Source organism: Amycolatopsis sp. NPDC051106 (assembly GCF_040682775.1).
In the GTDB taxonomy this organism is placed as follows: Bacteria; Actinomycetota; Actinomycetes; order Mycobacteriales; family Pseudonocardiaceae; genus Amycolatopsis.
This window is the reverse complement of the sequence record NZ_JBFBBQ010000005.1, coordinates 108,802-127,687: the sequence shown is the minus strand read 5'-3', so window position 1 is coordinate 127,687 and position 18,886 is coordinate 108,802. Positions and strand designations below refer to the sequence as shown.

The window sequence follows — 18,886 nt, the reverse complement described above, 5'->3', positions numbered from 1 at the left end:
TTGCGGGGGAAGATCGCTGCGTTACGTTGGTCACACCCCAAGGGGAGGGGGAGGTGGGGGAAATCGTGCCGATCGCTCAGGAACCACTGGTTTTCCCGGATGTCGAACAGGCCGTCGCGGCGTTCGTGCGCGCGCGGCCGGAACTGTCCGGCGTACCGGTGGGAACGGCGGTGCCACCGGGTTTCGACGGGACCCAGCGAGCCGTGGTGCTCACCCGCCTCGGCGGCGTCTACCTCGACGACGACCGGCTCGACAACGCCGAAGTGCGGCTGGACTCCTACGGACCGGACAAGACCGCGGCGCACGCGGTCGCGCTGGCCGTGCGGGGTGTCCTGCCGCTGCTGACCGCTTCCGGGCCGACCGTGTTCCCCGACGTGGCCGAGCTGCAGGGCCCGTGCTTCGTGCTCGATCGGAGGCATTCCGACGCGAACCGGTACGTCATGCGGTACCGGTTCGTCGCGCAAGTCGAATCCAGACCGGCCTGACCGGCCGGCGGCGCAGTGGGAGGGCTGCTCATGCCAGGACTGAACGCCAGTGAGATCCGGGTGGCGGGAACCGGGGCCATCTACGTGGCGCCGGCGCACACCGCCGCGCCGGCCGACTTCACCAAGCCGTGGGCGGCGCCGTGGGTCGACCTCGGCTACACCACCGCCGACGGGGTCAAGTTCGTCAAGAAGGACAAGCTCGACCCGGTGGACACCTGGCAGTCGGTGGCCGCGATCCGGTACGTCTTCAGCGACCGCGACTTCTCCGCGAAGTTCTCGTTGCTGCAGATCAACAGCGACACCCTGCAGTTCTTCTTCAGCGCGCCGGCGGGGACGAACGGCGTCTACAACATCGCCGCCGCGCCGCGGGTCGACGAACGCGCGCTCGGCATCGAGTTCAGCGACGGCCCGAACGTCAAGCACCGCTTCTACATCCCGCGCGGGGTCGTCACCGAGACCGACGAAACCGCGATCACGCGGACGTCGGCGATCAAGCTCGGCGTCACCTTCACCGCGATGACGCCGATCAACAGCTCGTCCGAGCCGCTCGCGCAGTGGTCGATCAACCCGGCCGCGGGTGCCGCCGCCGCCGAAGAAAAGTCCGCCTGAGCGGACGAGGGGGAACGCACGAATGGCCAAGTACAACGTCAACGCGGTCCGGGCGCAGCGCTTGGAAGCACTGGGGGAGCGCTGGGAGTTCGAGCTGGACGGCGACACGTTCAGCCTGCCCTCCGAACTGCCCCGGGAAGCGGTGGCCTCGCTGTCCGGCCTTGATCCGTCCGATTTGGACGGTCTGCTCGAGGTGCTGCTCGGCGCCGAGCAGTTCGAGAAGCTCGGCCGGCACGCGCTGAGCGTGCAGGACATCCAGGCGCTGCTGGAGGCCTACGGCCGGGACACCGGTATGGCGCTGGGGGAATCCTCGGCCTCGACGCGCTCCTGAGTGAGCACGGCGAGGCCGTCGAAGCCGACCTGCTCCGGTTCTACCGGGTGGACCTGCTCGACTACTACCGCGGCAAGCTGACGCCGAGGCGGCTGCGGGTGCTGATCCGGCACCTGCCCCGCGAGTCGGCGCTGGTGCGCGCCCTGCACGGCGATGCGGCCGAGTGGGGCCTGGCCGAGCACCTGCTCGCGGGCGCGGTCGACGAGCTCGCGGTGGGCAACTGGCTGTTCGTCGCGGCCAACTCCGCCGAGGGCGCCGACCAGCCGGACCGGCCGCGGCAGGTCCCGCGCCCCGGCGTGGAGCCCGAACCCGACCCGGCGGCGAGCACCGACGAGATCGCCGCGTTCTTCGGCACCCCAGGGAGGTGAGTTCGTGACGCAGCCGACGTCGGCCATCACCAACGCGGCCCAGGCCCAGGTGACGGCGCTGATCGACGGCATCCGCGAGTCGATCACGAACGCCGTCTCCGACGCGGCGACGAAGCTGACCGAAGGGTTCACCGAGCACGTCAACAAGGAACTCGGCGAGATGACCGCCAAGTTCAAGGAGACGCACCCGGCGGTGACCGCGGCGGTCACCGACGTGGTGGGGTTCGCCGACGCGATCAACACCGCTTCGACCGCCGTGCAGGACACCGTCGGGCAGGTCAAGGACGCCGCGGCCGCGATGCGGGAGCTGCCGGGCGCCATCAAGGACCTGCGCACCGGACTGCGGGAGAGCGCGGTCGAGGTGCGGCGGCTCGGCTCGGACCTGAAGTCCATGGTGAAGAACGCCCCAGGGGCGATTCGCGACCTCGGGACGTCGCTGCGGGGCACGCTCACCCAAGGGCTGAACAGCGCCCGCCAAGCCGCGACGAGCGCGGGGCAGGCGATCGGCCGGTTCGCCGCCCAGGCCCGGAGCACGGCCTTGGCCGCCGCCGGTGCGGTCAGAAACTTGGCGCAACTCGCGGTCGCCTACGCGAAAACCGCGGTCCAGGCGGTGATCGCGACGGCCCGGACGGTGGCGATGGCCGTCGCGCAGAAGGTGGTCGCCGTCGCGACCCGGCTCTGGTCGATCGCGCAGGCACTGCTCAACGTCGTGCTGCGGCTCAACCCGATCGGGCTGATCATCACCGCGATCACGCTGCTCGTGGCGGCGGTCGTGCTGGCCTACAACCGCAGCACCACGTTCCGCACGATCGTCAACGCCGTCTTCACCGCCGTGAAGAACGTCGTGCTCGGGGCGGTGAACGCGATCCGCGGCGTCGTCGCGGTGGTGTGGCCCTACATCGCCAAGGTCATCCAGGTCGCGGTCACGGTGATCCGCACCTACGTCACCACTTACTTCACCATCGTGCGCACGGTCGTCACGGCGGTGTTCAACGCGGTGAAGGCGGTGGTCACCGGCGCGATCCGCACGGTCGTCGCGACGATCCGCGGCGTCGGCCAGGTGGTCGGCATCGTGCGGAACGCCTTCGACCAGGCCAAATCCGCGGTGAGCAACGCCATTTCCGGGGTCGTTTCGTTCGTGCGCGGGCTGCCCGGCCGGGTCGTCTCCGCCCTCGGCAACATCGGGAAGACGCTCTACGGCGCGGGGAAGTCGCTGATCGAAGGGTTCATCGGCGGGATCCGCGACATGGCGGGCAACATCCTCTCCGCCATCAAGAACTTCATCGTCGACAAGATCCCGGGCCCGATCAAGAGCGTGCTCAAGATCTTCTCGCCGTCGCAGGTGATGGCCGACATCGGCCGCAACATCGGGGCCGGGCTGACGGTCGGCATCGAGGCGAGCGGCGACCAGGTCTCCGGGGCGATGACCCGGCTGGTGCCGCTGCCGGGTTCCTCGACGATCCGGCCCGCGGTGGCGAACCTGACCAAGGCGGTCGCGGCGTCCGCCGTGGGCCCGGTCGCCCGCTCCGCGCCGGGTGGCTCGGTGACCGTGAACGTGCACCCGCGGGCGGGCCAGTCCGAATACGAGATCGGCCGCGTCGCGGCCCGGGAGGTGGCATGGGCGGCGAAACGCTGAGTGCCGTGTCGCTGGCGCTGCCGGTCTACGAAGTGGACGGCTGGGCGGGCAACGTCGTGGACGCGGACGGCGTCGAGTGGTGGGTGACCAAAGAGGACGGCTGGTCGACCGGGCCCGGCGTGCGGCTCGAACTCGCCGACCGCCCGCAGCGCGACGGCGCCTTCGACGCGCCGTCGTTCCGCTCGGCGCGGGTGATCACCTTGGAGGGTACCGCCGTCGCGCCCGACGAAGATGCCCACGAGCGGGCGAAGGACCGGATCGCCGCCGTCCTCGCGGACGGTTCGGCACCGGCCGAGCTCGTCGTGCGGGAGCGCACCGTGACCCGCCGCGCGCTGGTCCGGTTGTCCGCCGGGACGAAGGTCTCCGACACCACACCGGTGAGCTTCGACTGGTCCCTGCAGGTCACCGCGCCCGATCCGCTGCGCTACGGCGCCGACGTCCACGAACTGTCGTGCGGGCTGCCGAAACCCGGGCAGGGCATCACCTTCCCGCTGCGGTTGCCGTTGGTGTTCGGGCACTCGGAGGGCGGCTCGCTGGCGGTCGTGAACGCCGGTACGGCGACCACCCGTCCGGTGTGGACGATCACCGGCCCGTGCACGCAGCCGGTGATCCGCAACGATTCGACCGGCGAACGGCTCGCGTTCTCGCTGAGCCTCGCCGAAGGGGACGTGCTGACCGTCGACACCGCCGCACGCACGGTGTTCCTCGGCACGGCGTCCCGCCGTTCGGTGCTGCAGCCGCGGTCGAGCTGGTTCGGCTTCCCGCCGGGCGGCACGGCGATCGGGTTCGAGGCTTTCGACGACGCCGACGCGGGCACGCTGACCGTCCGCTGGCGCGACGCGTGGATCTGAAGAGCGAGAAGGGGAGCTTGCGATGGCGGAACGGCACGCGGGGTGGGTCGACGGCGTCGACTCGGCCGAAGCCCGGTTGATCACCGGCGCACTGGTGCAGGCGGAGGCGACCGGCGACGCGCTCGACCCGTTGCGGGCGCGGCCGGGCATCCGGGATTCGCCGGGCACGCCCGGACTGGTCGCGATCGCGTCGAACAAGCTGCGCGTCAACCCGTTCCAGGCCGTGCTCGCCGACCGCGCCCGGCCGGGCGACGGCCCCTACATCGTCACGCTGGACGCGGTGAAGGAGCTGCCGTTCGGCGCGGCGCACGCGTCACTGTCCAGAGTGGACCTGGTGGTCGCCGAGATCGTCGGCGGCGCCTTCGCGGTCAACGTCTACGCGGGGGAGAACGCCGCGAGCCCGGTCCGGCCGACGCCGGGCGGCTCCCCGGTGCTCGTGCTGGCCGAGGTGCAGGTGCCGCCGGCGGGCACCGCGCCGACGCTGGTCGACCGGCGCCAGTTCACCGCCGCGCTGAGCGGGATCCTGCCGGTGCGCGGGGACGCCGACCTGCCGCCGGTCGCGACCACGCACAGCAGCCAGTTCGTCTACCGCCTCGACACCGGGGTGCTGCTGTGCAAGCGCGGCACCGCGTGGGTGCCCTACCGCGCGCCACGAGGGGACACCTGGCACGCGCCGACCTTCCAGAACAGCTGGGGCAACTACGGCAGCGGGTACACCACGGCCGCCTACACCCTGATGGACGACGGCTGGGTGCGGCTGCGGGGCCTCGTCAAGGCCGGCGTCTTCGACAAGCCGATCTTCACCCTGCCGGTCGGCTACCGGCCGGTCGCGCACTGGCTGCTCGGCAACTCCACCAGCCCGGACGCGCACGGCCGCGTGGACATCCTGACGACCGGTGAGGTGATGGCGACCACGGGCAACGCCGGCTGGTTCTCCCTCGACGGCCTCACGTTCTCCACCTACTAGGCGCGCCGCACATGGGCACGGCGTACACCTACCTGATCGCGGACCTGCGCACCGGCGCGATCCTCGACGAACTCCCGCTGTCCGGCGTGCAGTTCGACAAGAAGCTGAACGACACCGGCACACTGCGCGGGCAGCTGCGGGTCGACGACCCGGAGATCCGGATCCGGGAGCCGCGGCTGCTCGCCGAGCCGGGCCGCACCGCGCTCTACGTCGACCGCGACGGCGACCTGGTGTGGGGCGGCATCGTCTGGACCAGCCGGTACCGCGCGGCCGGCGGCGTGCTGGAGCTGACCGCCGCCGACTTCGCGTCCTACTTCGACCACCGGCTGGTCCTCGACCCCGCGGACCTGACCCGGCCGGTGTCGTTCACCGCCACCGACCAGCTCGCGATCGTGCGGGGGCTGCTGGACCTCGCGCAGGCGGCCGACAGCGGTGACCTCGGGGTGGCGGTGACCGGCACGGCGAGCTCCGGCGTCCTGCGCACGGTGAGCTACGCGTCGGCGGACCTGAAGTCGGTCGCGGAGGTCCTGCGGGACCTGGCCAACACCGACACCGGCTTCGACTTCGCCTTCGACGTCCGCTACGACGAGAGCGGCCAGCCGGAACGCCTGCTGCGGCTGGGGTACCCGCGCCTGGGGCTGCCGGGCGGGGACCGCGCGTACGTCTGGGAGTACGGCGCGAACCTCGTCGACTTCGTCTGGCCGAGCGACGCCGCGAGCATGGCGACCCGGGTGCTCGGGATGGGGAACGCCGGCTCCGGGGGTGTCCCGGCGGTGCGCTCGGACCCGGGTGCGACGGCGGCGGGCTGGCCGTTGCTGGAAGCCGCGGCCGCGCCGGTGGACACCACCGACGCCGGGATGCTCGCCGCGCACGTCGCCGGCGAGCTGGCGGCGCGGCGGCGGCCGGTCGTGCTGCCCGAGCTGACCGTGCGCGCCGATCTCGACCCGGTCGTCGGGACGTACTCGGTCGGCGACGACGCGCGGATCGTCGTCGACGACCCGTTCTTCGCCGGGGACCAGCTCGACGTCACCGTCCGGTTGCTCGGGCTGTCGGTCACCCCCGGCGACGACGCCGGGCAGGAGGAGGTCGTGTTGACCGTCGAACCGTTTCCGGAGCCGTCGTGAGCCGCGTCAACCAGCCGGACACCCTCGTCACGCTGCTGCGGGAGGTGCAGCGGCGCCTGCGTGTGCTCGAAGGTGCCCGCCACACCACGGCGTTCGCGGCCGCGGCGGCCGCGCCCGCTTCGGTCCTGGCCTTCCAGCCCGCGCGGCCGCAGGACTGGCCCGGAACGGCCGCGGCCGGCTGGACCCCGCTGGTCCGGCTGCTCACCCGGCCCGGCGCGTTCGTGGTCGTCCTCGAGGCCGTGGCCGACACCGGAGGCGAGGTGCGGGTGGTCGTGGACGGTGAAGCGGCCGAAACCTTCGCGGTCACCGGCGCCGTCGGCCGCCACGAAGTCGCTGTCGCCGCGAGTGCCGAGCTGGTGGTCGAAGCGCGGCGGACCGGTGCGACGGGATCGGTGCGCGTGACGGCCTTCGCCCTCGCCGGCTGACCGCTGTCCGGAACGAGACAGGTATTCACCGCCCCCTTGACCGGTTCGTCGGGCGTTGCCGAAGGTGTCGGGAGGATGACATCGTTGGCAGGAGGAAGCTCAGTGAAGAGCAAGGTCCTGGCGGGCGCGTTGGCGCTCGCCGTGGTGGCGACGGGGGTGAGTCCCGTCGTCGCGGAAGCGTCCGGTGGGAATGCCCTGGACGCCGTCAACACGTTCATCGGCACGCAGGACGAGGGGAACACCTTCCCCGGTGCCTCGGCGCCGTTCGGGATGACGCAGGTCAGCCCGATCACCTCGCACTACGCCGGCTACCGCTACACCGACACCGCGATCCGCGGCTTCGGGCACTTCTTCCTGTCCGGTGCGGGCTGCTGGGAGCAGGGCGGTCTTGTCTCGACGCTGCCGACGACCGGCGAGATCGGTCCCGGCAAGGCGTTCGACACCACGAAGGCGGCCACCTTCGACCAAAAGGTGTACGCGGCGCCGTTCACCCACGACGGCGAGGTCGGCAAGCCCGGCTACTACAAGGTCCACCTGACCGGCTACGGCGGTGTCGACGTCGAGACGACCGCGGCCACGCGCGCGGGTGTCGAGCGGTACACCTTCACGAAGCCCGGCGACGCCAACGTCTTCGTCAACGTCGGGCAGGCCAACGACAAGGAGCCCGTGACGGGCAGCAGCATCCGCGTCGTCGACGACCGGACCGTCGAAGGCACCGTGGAGTCGCAGGCGTTCTGCGGGGGCAAGGCCTACACGACGTACTTCACGACGAAGTTCGACAAGCCCTTCAAGTCTTCGGGCACGTGGTCGCCGACCGGCGGCACCCCGGGCAGCCGCGAGTCGAGCGGTGGCGCGGGCCTGCGCGGCGCGTGGCTGACCTTCGCGGGCGGCGGACAGGTCACGGCGACCACCGCGATCTCCCAGGTGGACGCGCAGGGCGCGCGGGTGAACCTGGCCGCTGAGCGCATCCGGTCGTTCGACGCGGCCAAGGCCGATGTCCAGCGCACCTGGCGCAAGGAACTGTCCAGTGTGGACATCAAGGGCGGCTCGACCGACGACCGCACGGTGTTCTACACCTCGCTCTACCACGCGCTGCTGCAGCCGTTGACGGCGAACGACGCCGACGGCCGCTACTACGGCTTCGACAAGAAGATCCACCGCGCGGTCGGCTGGACCTACTACGACTTCTTCTCGCTGTGGGACACCTACCGCACGCAGAACCAGCTCCTCGCGCTCCTGAAGCCGGACCGCGCGAAGGACATCGCGAAGAGCATCCTCGCCATCCACGACCAGGGCGGCTGGCTGCCGCGGTGGGCGTACGCGAGCCAGGAGACGAACACGATGACCGGCGACCCGGTCACGCCGTTTCTGGTGGACCTTTGGCGGTTCGGCGCGCTGTCGGGCAACGAGATGCAGGCTTACCAGGCGTTGCTGCAGAACTCGACGCAGATCCCGCCCGCGTCGTCACCGTTCCAGGGTCGTTCGGGCAACGCGAGTTACCAGGCCGACGGCTTCGTGCAGTACGACCCGGACTTCCCGAAGAAGGGCCAGGACACCGACCCGAACCACGGCGCGTCGGCCACCCTGGAGTACGCGCTCGGTGACTGTTCGCTGTCGGTCATGGCCGCGGCGCTCGGCAAGAAGGACGACGCGGCCGCGCTGGCCGCGAAGGGCCGGACCTACCGGACGCTCTGGGACGAAACGCAGACCGACCGCGGTTTCACCGGCTTCTTCCGGCCGAAGGTCGCGGGCGGCGACTGGTTCACTCCCGCGGACAAGCCGTACAGCCCGCAGAGCCAGGACGGCTTCCACGAGGGCACCGCCTGGCAGTACCAGTGGCTGGTCCAGCAGGACGTCCCCGGGCTGACGCAGCGGATGGGCGGCCCGGCGGCCACCGGCGAGCGGCTCGACGACTTCTTCGCCTACGACGAGCTGGTGAAGAACCCCGCGACGGCGGTCCGTGAGAACTGGGTCGTCGGCCCGTACGACTACTACGACCAGTTCCGCTACAACCCCAACAACGAGCCCGACCTGCACTCGCCGTGGATGTACGCGCTCACCGGGCAGCCGGCCAAGACGTCGACGGTCGTGCGGGCGGCGCACACGCTGTTCACCAACGCGCCCAACGGCGTCACCGGGAACGACGACCTCGGCACGATGTCGGCCTGGTACGTCTTCAGCGCCCTCGGTCTCTACCCCGCCGTCCCAGGGACTGGGAATTTCGTGCTGAACGCGCCGCGGTTCGCGAAGTCCGTGCTGCACCTGGAGAACGGCCGTGACGTCACGATCGAGGCGCCCGGCGCGGACGGCTCGAAGCTGCAGTACGTTTCGGGCCTCGAGGTCGGCTCGAAGGCGAGTGACCGGGTGTACGTCAACGTGGACCAGCTGAAGCGGGGCACGACGCTCGGCTTCCGCCTGACCGCCGACGCCGCGGCGGCCACGTGGGGGACGTCACCGTCCTCCGCACCGGTTTCGCCCTGCGCGGAATAGGCGCGGACGCTCACGGCCGTGGTTCAGACCACAGTGGACCACGGCCGTGAGCATCGTCACGGGCCCCGGTGTTCCCGTGAGGGCCATCACGCCTCACACTGGGTATCAGCACGTCCGACAGCGCCGTTGACGTCCACAGGCAGTCCGCCGTGGACGGTGCCGTCGGACGTTTGTCATGTCACGACCAAAACGTGGTGAGACCCCACAGGAGGAAGAAGTGTCCAGCAAGGCCGCTCTAGTGTTCCGCGTGGCCGCAGTAGCCGAAGCCCTGTCCTGGGCGGCGCTGCTTGTCGGGATGTTCCTCAAGTACGTCGTGCACTCCTCCGGCGAGGGCGGCGTGCCCGTCGTCGGCATGGTGCACGGCGTGATCTTCGTCCTCTACGTGGTCGTCTCCCTGTCCGTGGCGAAGCCGCTCGGCTGGCGCCCGAAGACGCTGGTCCTCGCCCTGCTCGCGAGCATCCCGCCGCTGTTCACGTGGCTGTTCGAGAAGTGGGCGCTGCGCAACGGCAAGCTCGACGGCCCGCAGCGGCTGTCCCACGGCGGTGTCGGCCTGTTCCAGGTCCAGGAGCCGGTCGCCGTCTGATCCCGGAATGTGAGAAAAGGGCCCGCGCTCCGGCGCGGGCCCTTTTCTCGTTCGCGGCTATTCGGTGAAGTCGCCGGCCGCCCGGCGCACCTTCGTCAGCAGGTCGGTGAGCTGCTCGGTCTGCCGGTCGGTGAGCCCGGTCAGCCCGAAGCCGATGTCGTTGACGGCGACGGTCGCGGACTCGCGGCGCTTGCGGCCTTCGTCGGTGATCTCGACGAGCGTCGTGCGCCGGTCGGTCGGGTGCGGGACGCGCTTCACGAGCCCGTCGCGTTCCAGCCGGTCGACTATGTTGGTGACACTGGTGGGGTGCAGCTGGAGCCGCTCGCCCATCACCCGCATCGGCAGGCTGGCGGCGCGGGCGAAGGTGAGCAGCACCAGCGCTTCGTACCGGGCGAAGGTCAGGCCGTGTGGCTTGAGCGCACCGTCCACCGCGGACTGGATGATCTGCTGGACCCGCATCACGCCGGTGACCGCGGCCATGGTGCCGGAGGGCCCGATCCGGGCCTCCCAGAGCTGTGCCGCACGGGCGATCGGGTCGAACGGCAGCGGACGGTTCATGACACGCGAAGTTACCAGCGGGTACCGGCGGGTGTCGCCCGACCGGCGGAAAGAACACCGAAGAAGGGACTTCCGACATGATCGTCGCGTTCAGCGTGAGCCCGTCCGGCGGGGAGCCCGACGGCGGGGTCAGCGAAGCCGTCGCCCGCGCGGTGAAGGTGGTCCGCGAGTCCGGCCTGCCCAACTCGACCAACGCCATGTTCACGAACGTGGAAGGCGAGTGGGACGAAGTGATGGACGTCGTGAAGCGCGCGGTCGAGGCCGCGGGGGAGGGCTCGGCGCGGGTCGGGCTGGTCCTGAAAGCGGACATCCGCCCCGGCTTCTCCGACCAGCTCGAAGCCAAGGTGGACCGCATCGAAGCCCACCTCCGCGACTCCTGAGTCCCCAGCGCCCCAATGTGGCCTTCGGTGCGTCAGACGCACCCAAGGCGGCCTTCGGTGCGTGAGACGCAACCAAGGCCACATTGGGGCGCTCGGGTCAGGGGAGCGGCGGGGTGAAAGCGACCGTCCAGCGGCCGTCTTCGGTCGTCACCGTCAGCGGGTAGCTGAACGGCTTGCCGTCGCCGAGCGCGCCCGTCACCGTGGCGCGAGAGGGCGCCGCCGCGTCCGGACCCAGCTCCACCCGCACGTCGTGGACGCCTTGGTCCGCCAGCACCGTGACGTAGTCCTTCGCGAAGTCGTCGCCGCCGGATCCCGGGTAGTCGAGCAGACCGGCGAAGGCGTCGGCGTCGTGTCCGGACAGTGCCGCCACGAGCCGGTCGCGCAGCTCCGCGGGCGAAGCGGCGCCCGGGTCCGGTTCGTGCACGATGAGCAGCGTCACCGCGCCGATCCAGACGACGGCGGCCGCGACGGACAGGCCCACCTTCACGTCACGCCGGATGTGCACCCGGCGAGCCTGCCCCAAGCGGCGCCGTCCTGCCAAGCGGACCGGCCGGGGCACCCGGTGAAACCATCCGGCCCGCGTGCCAGGATGGAAGCGTGACACAGCCACGCGGATCTGCAGCGAAGTCAGCGGCCCTGTCCGCCGCCCTTTCCGGCGCGGTCGACCTGTCCGCGCTCAAGGCCCGCGCCGAATCGGCGCAGAGGCAGCCGGCCCCGTCGGCCGGCCCGCCCGGTGGCGACGCGTCGCCGCCCGCCCCGGGTTCGTCCGAGGCCGTGATCGATGTCACCGAAGCCACTTTCCAGGCCGAGGTCGTGGAGCGGTCCCTGCACCAGCTGGTGATCGTCGATCTGTGGGCCGAGTGGTGCGGCCCGTGCAAGCAGCTGTCCCCGGTGCTGGAGCGGATGGCCGCCGAGTCCGGCGGCGCCTGGGTCGTCGCGAAGGTCGACGTCGACGCGAACCCCCGCATCGCGCAGCTCTTCGGTGCGCAGTCCATCCCGACGATCGTCGCCATCGGTGGCGGCCAGCCGGTCGACGCCTTCTCCGGCGCGCTGCCCGAGCCCGAGATCCGCAAGTGGATCAACGCGCTGCTCGAGGCCCTGCGCGACAAGCTCCCGGCGATCCGCGAGGCCGAGGCCAACGGCGGCGGCCCGGTCGAGGAGCCCGAGGACCCGCGCTTCACCGAGGCGGAAGAGGCCTTCGAGCGGGGCGACTTCGCCGCCGCCCAGGCCGCCTACGAGCGCATCCTCGACGTCGAGCCGGCGAACGAGCTGGCGAAGAACGCTCTGGCCCAGGTCAAGTTCACCGCCCGCGCGGAGAACGCCGACCCCGAGGCGCGCGCGAAGGCCGACGCGGACCCGTCGGACCTGGCCGCCCAGCTCGACGCGGCCGACCTGGAGATCGCGGAGAACAACGTGGAGGCGGGCTTCAAGCGCCTGATCGACACGGTCCGCCGCACGGCGGGCGACGACCGCAACAAGGTCCGCGAGCACCTGGTGGCCCTGTTCGACCTGTTCGACCCGGCCGACGACCGCGTCATGAAGGCCCGTCGCGACCTGGCCAGCGCCCTCTTCTAGAACGCGTGAAAAAGGCCCCCACCGCGGTGGGGGCCTTTTCGTGAACTCAGGCGTACTGCTTCGAGCAGACCGACGAGCCTTCGAGGTATCCGCGGCGCAGCGATTCGACGCGGTCGAAACCGCTGTCCGGGCGTTTCCCGTTGACGTCCGCCGAGATCAGGCTCTCCGGCTGCAGCAGGTCCGCGATCGCTTCGTCGAGGTCGCCCGCCGACAGCCGCAGGTCGCCCGGCCGGTTCGTGAACGCCGCCCACGCGCCCACCAGGCACGCCGTGCGCAGCCCCGCGTTCGCGTTGTCGATCGACGCGCCGACGCCCTTCTGGATGCCCAGCGCGTACCGCGAAGCGACCTCCGAGAACGCCGCGAAGTCGCCCATGCCGCCCGGGTCCTCGCCCTTCATCTCGGCCTCGCGGTCGATCGGCTGGGCCAGCTGCGACAGCTTCGCCAGGTCGATGCTCACCGTGTTGTCGGCGGGGCAGTACGACGCCGGCGGCGTGGTCTGGCAGCTGCCGCCGTCGGTGATCTCCGGCGCGGCCACCCCGGCGCCCTTGAACGCCTCGTCGAGGCTCTTCTTCAGCAGGTCGACGGCCTGGTCGGTGAACTTCGCGTCGCCCTTGCCGGTGTCGCCCTTGTCGAACGGGCGCTCGGTGAGCCGGGCCTTGACGTTCTCGGCGTTCATCGCCGCGCACTCCTTCGGGCCCTTCTCGAACCCGGTCTGGAACGCGAAGGTGCGGTCGAACGCCGTGCCGTGCGCGCCGCGGTCGGCGCCGCTGGTGCCCGCCTGGTCGCGGATCAGGAACATCGCCGCCATCACCTGGTTCAGGCCCTCGGACGTGGACACCCGGTAGTACTTGCTCTTGTCCTCGGCGACCCAGCGGAAGTAGCCGCCGGCGAAGCAGTCGGCCTGCTGCTCCTTCACGACGGTCGGGGTGCTCTTGGTCATGTTGGCCTTGTCGCCGAGCCGGTACTGGACGGCGTGGCCGAACTCGTGCGCCAGCACGACGACCACGGACATCGGCCCGAACCGCTGGCGCAGCATCGGCAGCAGCACCCCGCGGTCCCACGCCACCGAGTCGTCGACCGAGCAGTAGAACGCGTTCACGAGCTTCTTGACGCTGCCGCAGCCGGTCTTCTCGGTGTCGGTCTGCGAGTCGTAGGACAGCAGCGACTTCACCGGCTCGAACTGCTCCCCGAAGTCGGCGGGCAGCCGCTCGTTCCAGTACGTCTGGACGTCGTCGATCGCGGCGGTGGCGAGCTTGTCGTCTTCCCCGCCGTCGGCGTTCTTGACGTCGATGGTCGGCGTGGGCGCGTCCGGCTTGAGGCCGCTCTCGAAGTGCGTCACCGGCAGCCCGGCGACCGACCCGGCGCCGGTGTCCTTGGCCGGGTCCCCGCTCGCGCCGCCCTTGCTGTCGCACCCGCTCACGGCGACCGCCGCGACGGCCAGCAACGCGACCAGCGCGCGCCGTCCTCCCCCTCGGATCATTCTGTTCACTCGCTCTCGTGCCCACCCGGTACCCGACGGGCAGGACCATACCCAGGGCATACGCGGAGCGTGCACGTTATCCCCGAACTACTCCCTGCGCAGGCGAGACCTCGGCCCGATATCGTCGCTTCCCATGCGTGCAGTCCGCCGGTTCACCGTCCGCGCCAGTCTCCCGGAGTCGTTGTCCGGCCTGGGCGCGCTGGCCACCAACCTGCGCTGGACGTGGCACCCCCCGACGCGCGACCTGTTCGCGTCGATGGACGCCGAGCTGTTCAACGCCGTGCGCGACCCGCTGCGGATGCTCACCGCGCTGCCGCCGTCGCGCCTCGACGAGCTCGCCGTCGCCGACGACTTCCTCGAACGCGCGAGAGCCGCGGCCGAGGACCTCGACAAGTACCTCTCGGAGCCGCGCTGGTACCAGCAGCGTGACGACGCCGACCTGCCGCCCGCGGTCGCCTACTTCTCAATGGAGTTCGGCGTCACCGAAGCGCTGCCGAACTATTCCGGCGGCCTCGGCGTGCTGGCCGGCGACCACCTCAAGGCCGCGTCCGACCTGGGCGTGCCGATGGTCGGCGTCGGGCTGCTCTACCGCAACGGCTACTTCCGGCAGTCGCTGTCGCTCGACGGCTGGCAGGTCGAGCACTACCCGGTGATCGACCCGAACGCGTTCCCCCTCGAGCTGCTGACCGTCGGCGGGCGCCCGGTGCTCATCGGCGTCGCGATGCCGGGCGGGCGCGAGCTGTGCGCGCAGATCTGGCAGGCCCGCGTCGGGCGGGTGCCGCTGCTGCTGCTCGACACCGACACCGAGGCCAACGACGAGGACCTGCGCGGCGTCACCGACCGGCTCTACGGCGGCGACGCCGACCACCGGCTGCGGCAGGAGATCCTGGCCGGCATCGGCGGGTTCCGCGCGGTCCGGAAGTACTGCGAGATCACCGGTCACCCGCAGCCGATGGTGTTTCACACGAACGAGGGACACGCGGGCTTCCTCGGGCTCGAACGCGCCCGCGAAATCGTGCAGGCGGACGGCCTCGCGTTCGACGAGGCCATGCCCGCGGTCCGGGCCGGGACGCTGTTCACCACGCACACCCCGGTCAGCGCGGGCATCGACCGGTTCCCGGTGGACCTCGTGCAGCGCTACTTCAACGACGGACGCCTGGTGCCGGACATCGACCCGCGCCGCGTGCTCGCGCTCGGCGCCGAGGACAACCCCGGGCTGTTCAACATGGCGCACATGGGCCTGCGGCTGGCGCAGCGCGCGAACGGCGTCTCCCAGCTCCACGGGCGCGTCACGCGCAAGATGTTCTCCCGGCTGTGGCCCGGGTTCGACCACGACGAGGTGCCGATCTCGTCGGTGACCAACGGCGTCCACGGCCCGACGTGGGTGGCCCGGGAGCTGAGCACGCTGCTCGGGCGCGAGTGGGGTCTCGACGTCGGCGAGGGGCCGCTCCGCGACGGCGTTTCCGACGCCCAGCTGTGGGGGCTGCGGCGCGAACTGCGCGAGAAGCTCGTGCACGAGGTGCGGCGCCGCGTGCGGGCGGCGTGGCTGCAGCGCGGCGCGTCCCCGCTGGAGCTGGGCTGGGTGGACTCCGTGTTCGACCCGGACGTGCTGACCGTCGGGTTCGCCCGCCGCGTCCCGACGTACAAACGGCTCACGCTGATGCTGCGCGACCCCGAGCGGCTGCGCACGCTGCTGCTGCACGAGGACCGGCCCATCCAGGTCGTCGTCGCCGGGAAGTCGCACCCGGCCGACGAGAACGGCAAGCAGCTGATCCAGCAGATCGTCCGGTTCGTCGACGGCGCGGACGTGCGGCACCGGATCGTCTTCCTGCCCGACTACGACATGTCGATGGCCCGGTACCTCTACCGCGGCTGCGACGTCTGGCTGAACAACCCGGTGCGGCCCCTGGAAGCGTGCGGGACGTCGGGGATGAAGTCCGCTTTGAACGGTGGACTCAACCTCTCCATCCGCGACGGCTGGTGGGACGAGTGCTACGACGGCAGCAACGGCTGGGCGATCCCGACCGCGGACGGCGTCACCGACCCCCTGCGCCGCGACGACCTCGAGGCCGCGGCGCTGTACGAGCTGCTCGGCCAGCAGATCTCGCCGCTGTTCTACGACCGGTCTCCCGACGGCGTCCCGACCGGCTGGTTGTCGATGGTGTGGCACACGCTGGAGACGCTCGGCCCGCGCGTCCAGGCGTCCCGGATGGTCCGCGAGTACGTCGACAACGGCTACCTGCCGGCGTCCCGCATGGTTGCGGCGGCGACCGGCGACGGCTACCGCGGTGCCCTGTCGCTGGCGGACTACCGCACCAAGCTCGAGGTGTCGTGGCCGCGGCTGCGGATCTTCGACTCGGAGCTGCTGGTGGAGGCGACCGAGCCCCTGGTGGTCGGCACGGAGGTGACGATCCGGGCGCGCATCGACCTGGCCGGGCTCGACCCGTCCGAAGTGGACATCCAGGCGGTGGTCGGCCGGGTCGCGGACGACGACGAGCTGCGTGACGCGGTCACGGTCCCGATGACGGCGGACGGCATCGGCGCGTTCGCCGCCCGGCTGAAGCTGCCGCGGCCGGGGTCGATCGGCTACACGGTCCGGGTGCTGCCGAAGCACGGCCTGCTGGCGGCCCCGGCCGAGCTGGCGCGCGTGGTGCTGGCCTGAGCTGGAGTCACTCCGGGAAACCGGACTGACCTGGAGTTACTCCACCTCGGGCCGACCGGAAATCACGCCGCGCTCTCGTGTCGCCCGCGTTAGGTTGGACGCATGCGCTTCGGAATCTTCGTCCCGCAGGGGTGGCGGCTCGACCTCGCCGGCATCGACCCCGCGGACCACTGGAAGACCATGCTCGGCCTCGCGAAGCACGCGGAAGCCGGGCCCTTCGAATCGATCTGGGTCTACGACCACTTCCACACCGTGCCGGTCCCGACCGAGGAGGCCACGCACGAGGCCTGGTCGCTGATCTCGGCGTTCGCCGCCGCGACCGACACCGTGCGGCTCGGGCAGATGTGCACCTGCATGGGGTACCGGAACCCGGCCTACCTCGCGAAGGTCGCCGCGACCGCCGACCTCATCTCCGGCGGCCGCGTCGAGATGGGCATCGGCGCCGGCTGGTACGAGCACGAGTGGCGGGCTTACGGCTACGGCTTTCCCGGCGCCGGCGACCGGCTCGGGCAGCTCGACGAGGGCGTGCAGATCATGCGCGACCTCTGGACCACCGGGAAGTCCACTCTGGACGGCAAGCATTACCAGACGGACGGCGCGATCCTGCGCCCGTTGCCGCCACAGGAAGGCGGGCTCCCGCTGTGGATCGCCGGCGGCGGCGAGAAGAAGACCCTCCGGATCGCCGCGAAGTACGCGAAGTACACGAACTTCGCCGCCGACCCCGAGACGTTCACCCGCAAGTCGGAGATCCTCGCGCAGCACTGCAAGGACGTCGGCACCGACTACGACGCGATCGTGCGCTCGGCCAACCACAACATCGTCCTCGGCGAGACCGAGAAGGACGTGCAGGACAAGCTGGCCTGGCTGAGGTCCCACCTCGGCAAGTACATCGAGGCCGACGCGGTCGAGCGCTGGGCCGGCAACTTCGAGAACAGCCCGACCACCGGCACGCCGGAGCAGGTCACCGAGAAGCTCGCCGCGATGGGCGAGCTGGGCATGTCGTACGCGATCTTCAACTTCCCGGAAGCCGCGTACGACCGCTCCGGCATCGACCTGTTCACCGAGAAGGTCGCGCCGGCGCTGGCCTGACGCTCCGGCCTGGTTGTCCACAGCCGAGCGGAGATGTGGACAACTCGGCGCCGGCCAGCTCTTTCCCGGATTGTCCGGTCGGCCCCGATCGACCGGAGCCGGGGCCACATCCGGGTGCAGTGAATGACTCATTCATGGCGTCCGGCGCCATGAATGAGTCTTTCACTGCGTTCAAGTGAGCTATCGGTGCCCCTGGCGAACGCCGTGGCAGCCAGTCCCGCCGGCGAACCGACTTCGCCGGGACCCTGCCCGGGCCTAAGGCACCGCGGGGCTGCCGCCGGTCTGCACGGGCAGCCCGGCTTCCGCCCACGCCCGAAAGCCCCCTTCGAGGTCGGTCGCGTTCGCCAGCCCCAGCCGCTGCAGGTCCGCCGCGGCCAGGCTCGACGAATACCCCTCGTTGCACAGCACGACCACCGTCGAGCCGGCCGTCACGCCGGGCAGCCGCCACTCGCTGTCCGGTGCCAGCCGCCACTCCAGGTGGATCCGCTCGACGACCACCGAGCCCGGGATCTCGCCCTCGGCCTGGCGGTTCGCGAAGGGCCGGATGTCGACGAGCAGCGCGCCCGCCTCCTGCAGCTCGCGGGCCCGGGCCGGGCCGACCCGGGCCAGGCCGGAGCGGGCCTGCTCCAGGAACGAATCGATCGCGCTCATCCGTGGACGATAGCGGGCAGCGGCGGGATTTCGGCCGGGACGTCGGCGAGTGTCGCGTACTCCCGCGTCGGCACCAGCGGCGGCGAATACGCGTGGACGCTCGCCGCCGGCACGTCGCCGATGCCGGTGACCTGGTGGGCGCGACCGGCGCCGAAGCCGATGCCTTCGCCGGCGACGTGCGTGCGCCGCCGGATCGGGCCGCCGGGGTAGCGGTACTCCTCGCCCACTTCACCCTGCAGGACGGTGAACGAGCCGGCCGCGCCGCCGTGGTCGTGCGGCTTCGTGTGCTGGCCGGGCAGCCACGACAGCAGCCACAGCTCGACGCCGTCGGTCAGGGCCAGCCGGGCCCACCAGCGCCGGTCCTCGTCGAACCGCAGGATGCTCTGGACGCTCGCGGTCAGCTCGGTGGTCACGGTGGCGGTCAGCTCGGCCAGCTCACGCGGCGTCCACAGCAGCCGCGACGGGTGCAGCAGCTCGGGCAGCAGCGGATCGGTCAGCTGCGGGTGGATCTCGACGGCGGGACGGACGATCGAAGTGGTCAACGCGGGTGCTCCTCGGACGCGAAGGTGATCGGGACACGGACCAGCGCGGTACCGCACCCGCACGCGCCGGGACGCGTCGG

Annotated in this window: 20 protein-coding genes; 15 read left to right on the top strand and 5 right to left on the bottom strand. The window is 71.1% G+C overall.

Annotated features, from left to right (window positions below; translation table 11 throughout):
* The first annotated feature begins 65 nt into the window (after positions 1–65).
* The 11 genes from AB0M83_RS06345 to AB0M83_RS06295 all read left to right on the top strand — a co-directional run bounded on the left by AB0M83_RS06345 (position 66) and on the right by AB0M83_RS06295 (position 9,869).
* Entirely contained in the window at positions 66–485 is a 420-nt protein-coding gene (locus tag AB0M83_RS06345; RefSeq protein WP_364513268.1) for a hypothetical protein, read from the top strand.
* 30 nt (positions 486–515) lie between these two features.
* Positions 516–1,094: a phage tail protein gene (locus AB0M83_RS06340; RefSeq protein ID WP_364513266.1), complete on the top strand. Its 579-nt coding sequence runs from the start codon at positions 516–518 to the stop codon at positions 1,092–1,094.
* 22 nt (positions 1,095–1,116) lie between these two features.
* Positions 1,117–1,425, top strand: a complete 309-nt coding sequence (locus AB0M83_RS06335) for a hypothetical protein (protein WP_364513263.1) — start codon at positions 1,117–1,119, stop codon at positions 1,423–1,425.
* Between the two features lie 47 nt (positions 1,426–1,472).
* Positions 1,473–1,793: a hypothetical protein gene (locus AB0M83_RS06330; protein ID WP_364513261.1), complete on the top strand. Its 321-nt coding sequence runs from the start codon at positions 1,473–1,475 to the stop codon at positions 1,791–1,793.
* A 4-nt stretch (positions 1,794–1,797) separates the two neighbouring features.
* A complete protein-coding gene (locus tag AB0M83_RS06325; protein WP_364513258.1) occupies positions 1,798–3,429 on the top strand; it encodes a hypothetical protein in 1,632 nt (543 codons plus the stop codon).
* Positions 3,411–4,280, top strand: a complete 870-nt coding sequence (locus tag AB0M83_RS06320) for a phage tail protein (protein WP_364513256.1) — start codon at positions 3,411–3,413, stop codon at positions 4,278–4,280. The genes AB0M83_RS06325 and AB0M83_RS06320 overlap by 19 nt, the downstream gene beginning before the upstream one ends.
* 22 nt (positions 4,281–4,302) lie before the next feature.
* Positions 4,303–5,247 (top strand): hypothetical protein, encoded by a 945-nt coding sequence (locus tag AB0M83_RS06315; protein WP_364513254.1) that lies wholly within the window; start codon positions 4,303–4,305, stop codon positions 5,245–5,247.
* 11 nt (positions 5,248–5,258) lie between these two features.
* Positions 5,259–6,371 (top strand): hypothetical protein, encoded by a 1,113-nt coding sequence (locus tag AB0M83_RS06310; RefSeq protein WP_364513252.1) that lies wholly within the window; start codon positions 5,259–5,261, stop codon positions 6,369–6,371.
* Positions 6,368–6,796 (top strand): hypothetical protein, encoded by a 429-nt coding sequence (locus tag AB0M83_RS06305; protein WP_364513249.1) that lies wholly within the window; start codon positions 6,368–6,370, stop codon positions 6,794–6,796. The genes AB0M83_RS06310 and AB0M83_RS06305 overlap by 4 nt, the downstream gene beginning before the upstream one ends.
* A 102-nt stretch (positions 6,797–6,898) precedes the next feature.
* Positions 6,899–9,286: a GH92 family glycosyl hydrolase gene (locus AB0M83_RS06300; protein WP_364513247.1), complete on the top strand. Its 2,388-nt coding sequence runs from the start codon at positions 6,899–6,901 to the stop codon at positions 9,284–9,286.
* A 217-nt stretch (positions 9,287–9,503) separates the two neighbouring features.
* Complete coding sequence (locus AB0M83_RS06295; protein ID WP_364513245.1) at positions 9,504–9,869, top strand: DUF3817 domain-containing protein; 366 nt, start codon at positions 9,504–9,506, stop codon at positions 9,867–9,869.
* Between the two features lie 57 nt (positions 9,870–9,926).
* Here AB0M83_RS06295 and AB0M83_RS06290 read toward each other — a convergent pair whose 3' ends face one another.
* Positions 9,927–10,427, bottom strand: a complete 501-nt coding sequence (locus AB0M83_RS06290; RefSeq protein ID WP_364513242.1) for a MarR family transcriptional regulator — start codon at positions 10,425–10,427, stop codon at positions 9,927–9,929.
* A gap of 77 nt (positions 10,428–10,504) precedes the next feature.
* On the opposite strand from AB0M83_RS06290, the gene AB0M83_RS06285 reads away from it, so the two are divergent.
* Positions 10,505–10,807: a thiamine-binding protein gene (locus AB0M83_RS06285; RefSeq protein WP_364513239.1), complete on the top strand. Its 303-nt coding sequence runs from the start codon at positions 10,505–10,507 to the stop codon at positions 10,805–10,807.
* A 97-nt stretch (positions 10,808–10,904) separates the two neighbouring features.
* Here the strand turns inward: AB0M83_RS06285 and AB0M83_RS06280 are convergent, their stop codons facing one another.
* Positions 10,905–11,312, bottom strand: a complete 408-nt coding sequence (locus AB0M83_RS06280; protein ID WP_364513236.1) for a hypothetical protein — start codon at positions 11,310–11,312, stop codon at positions 10,905–10,907.
* Positions 11,313–11,404: 92 nt separating this feature from the next.
* Here AB0M83_RS06280 and AB0M83_RS06275 point away from each other — a divergent pair, with 92 nt between their 5' ends.
* Positions 11,405–12,382 (top strand): tetratricopeptide repeat protein, encoded by a 978-nt coding sequence (locus tag AB0M83_RS06275; protein ID WP_364513233.1) that lies wholly within the window; start codon positions 11,405–11,407, stop codon positions 12,380–12,382.
* Positions 12,383–12,428: 46 nt separating this feature from the next.
* On the opposite strand, the gene AB0M83_RS06270 is transcribed toward AB0M83_RS06275, so the two are convergent.
* Entirely contained in the window at positions 12,429–13,862 is a 1,434-nt protein-coding gene (locus AB0M83_RS06270) for a neutral zinc metallopeptidase (RefSeq protein ID WP_364513231.1), read from the bottom strand.
* 133 nt (positions 13,863–13,995) lie between these two features.
* On the opposite strand from AB0M83_RS06270, the gene glgP reads away from it, so the two are divergent.
* Positions 13,996–16,524 (top strand): alpha-glucan family phosphorylase, encoded by a 2,529-nt coding sequence (gene glgP, locus AB0M83_RS06265; protein ID WP_364513229.1) that lies wholly within the window; start codon positions 13,996–13,998, stop codon positions 16,522–16,524.
* 102 nt (positions 16,525–16,626) lie between these two features.
* The gene (locus AB0M83_RS06260; protein WP_364513226.1) at positions 16,627–17,613 is read left to right on the top strand and encodes an LLM class F420-dependent oxidoreductase; all 987 of its coding nucleotides are present in this window, start codon (positions 16,627–16,629) and stop codon (positions 17,611–17,613) included.
* Positions 17,614–17,868: 255 nt separating this feature from the next.
* Here the strand turns inward: AB0M83_RS06260 and AB0M83_RS06255 are convergent, their stop codons facing one another.
* Together AB0M83_RS06255 and AB0M83_RS06250 are read right to left on the bottom strand one after the other, a co-directional pair.
* Entirely contained in the window at positions 17,869–18,264 is a 396-nt protein-coding gene (locus tag AB0M83_RS06255; RefSeq protein ID WP_364513224.1) for a rhodanese-like domain-containing protein, read from the bottom strand.
* On the bottom strand, positions 18,261–18,806 hold the full coding sequence (locus AB0M83_RS06250; RefSeq protein WP_364513223.1) for a cysteine dioxygenase family protein: 546 nt from the start codon (positions 18,804–18,806) through the stop codon (positions 18,261–18,263). The genes AB0M83_RS06255 and AB0M83_RS06250 overlap by 4 nt, the downstream gene beginning before the upstream one ends.
* Positions 18,807–18,886: the final 80 nt, after the last annotated feature.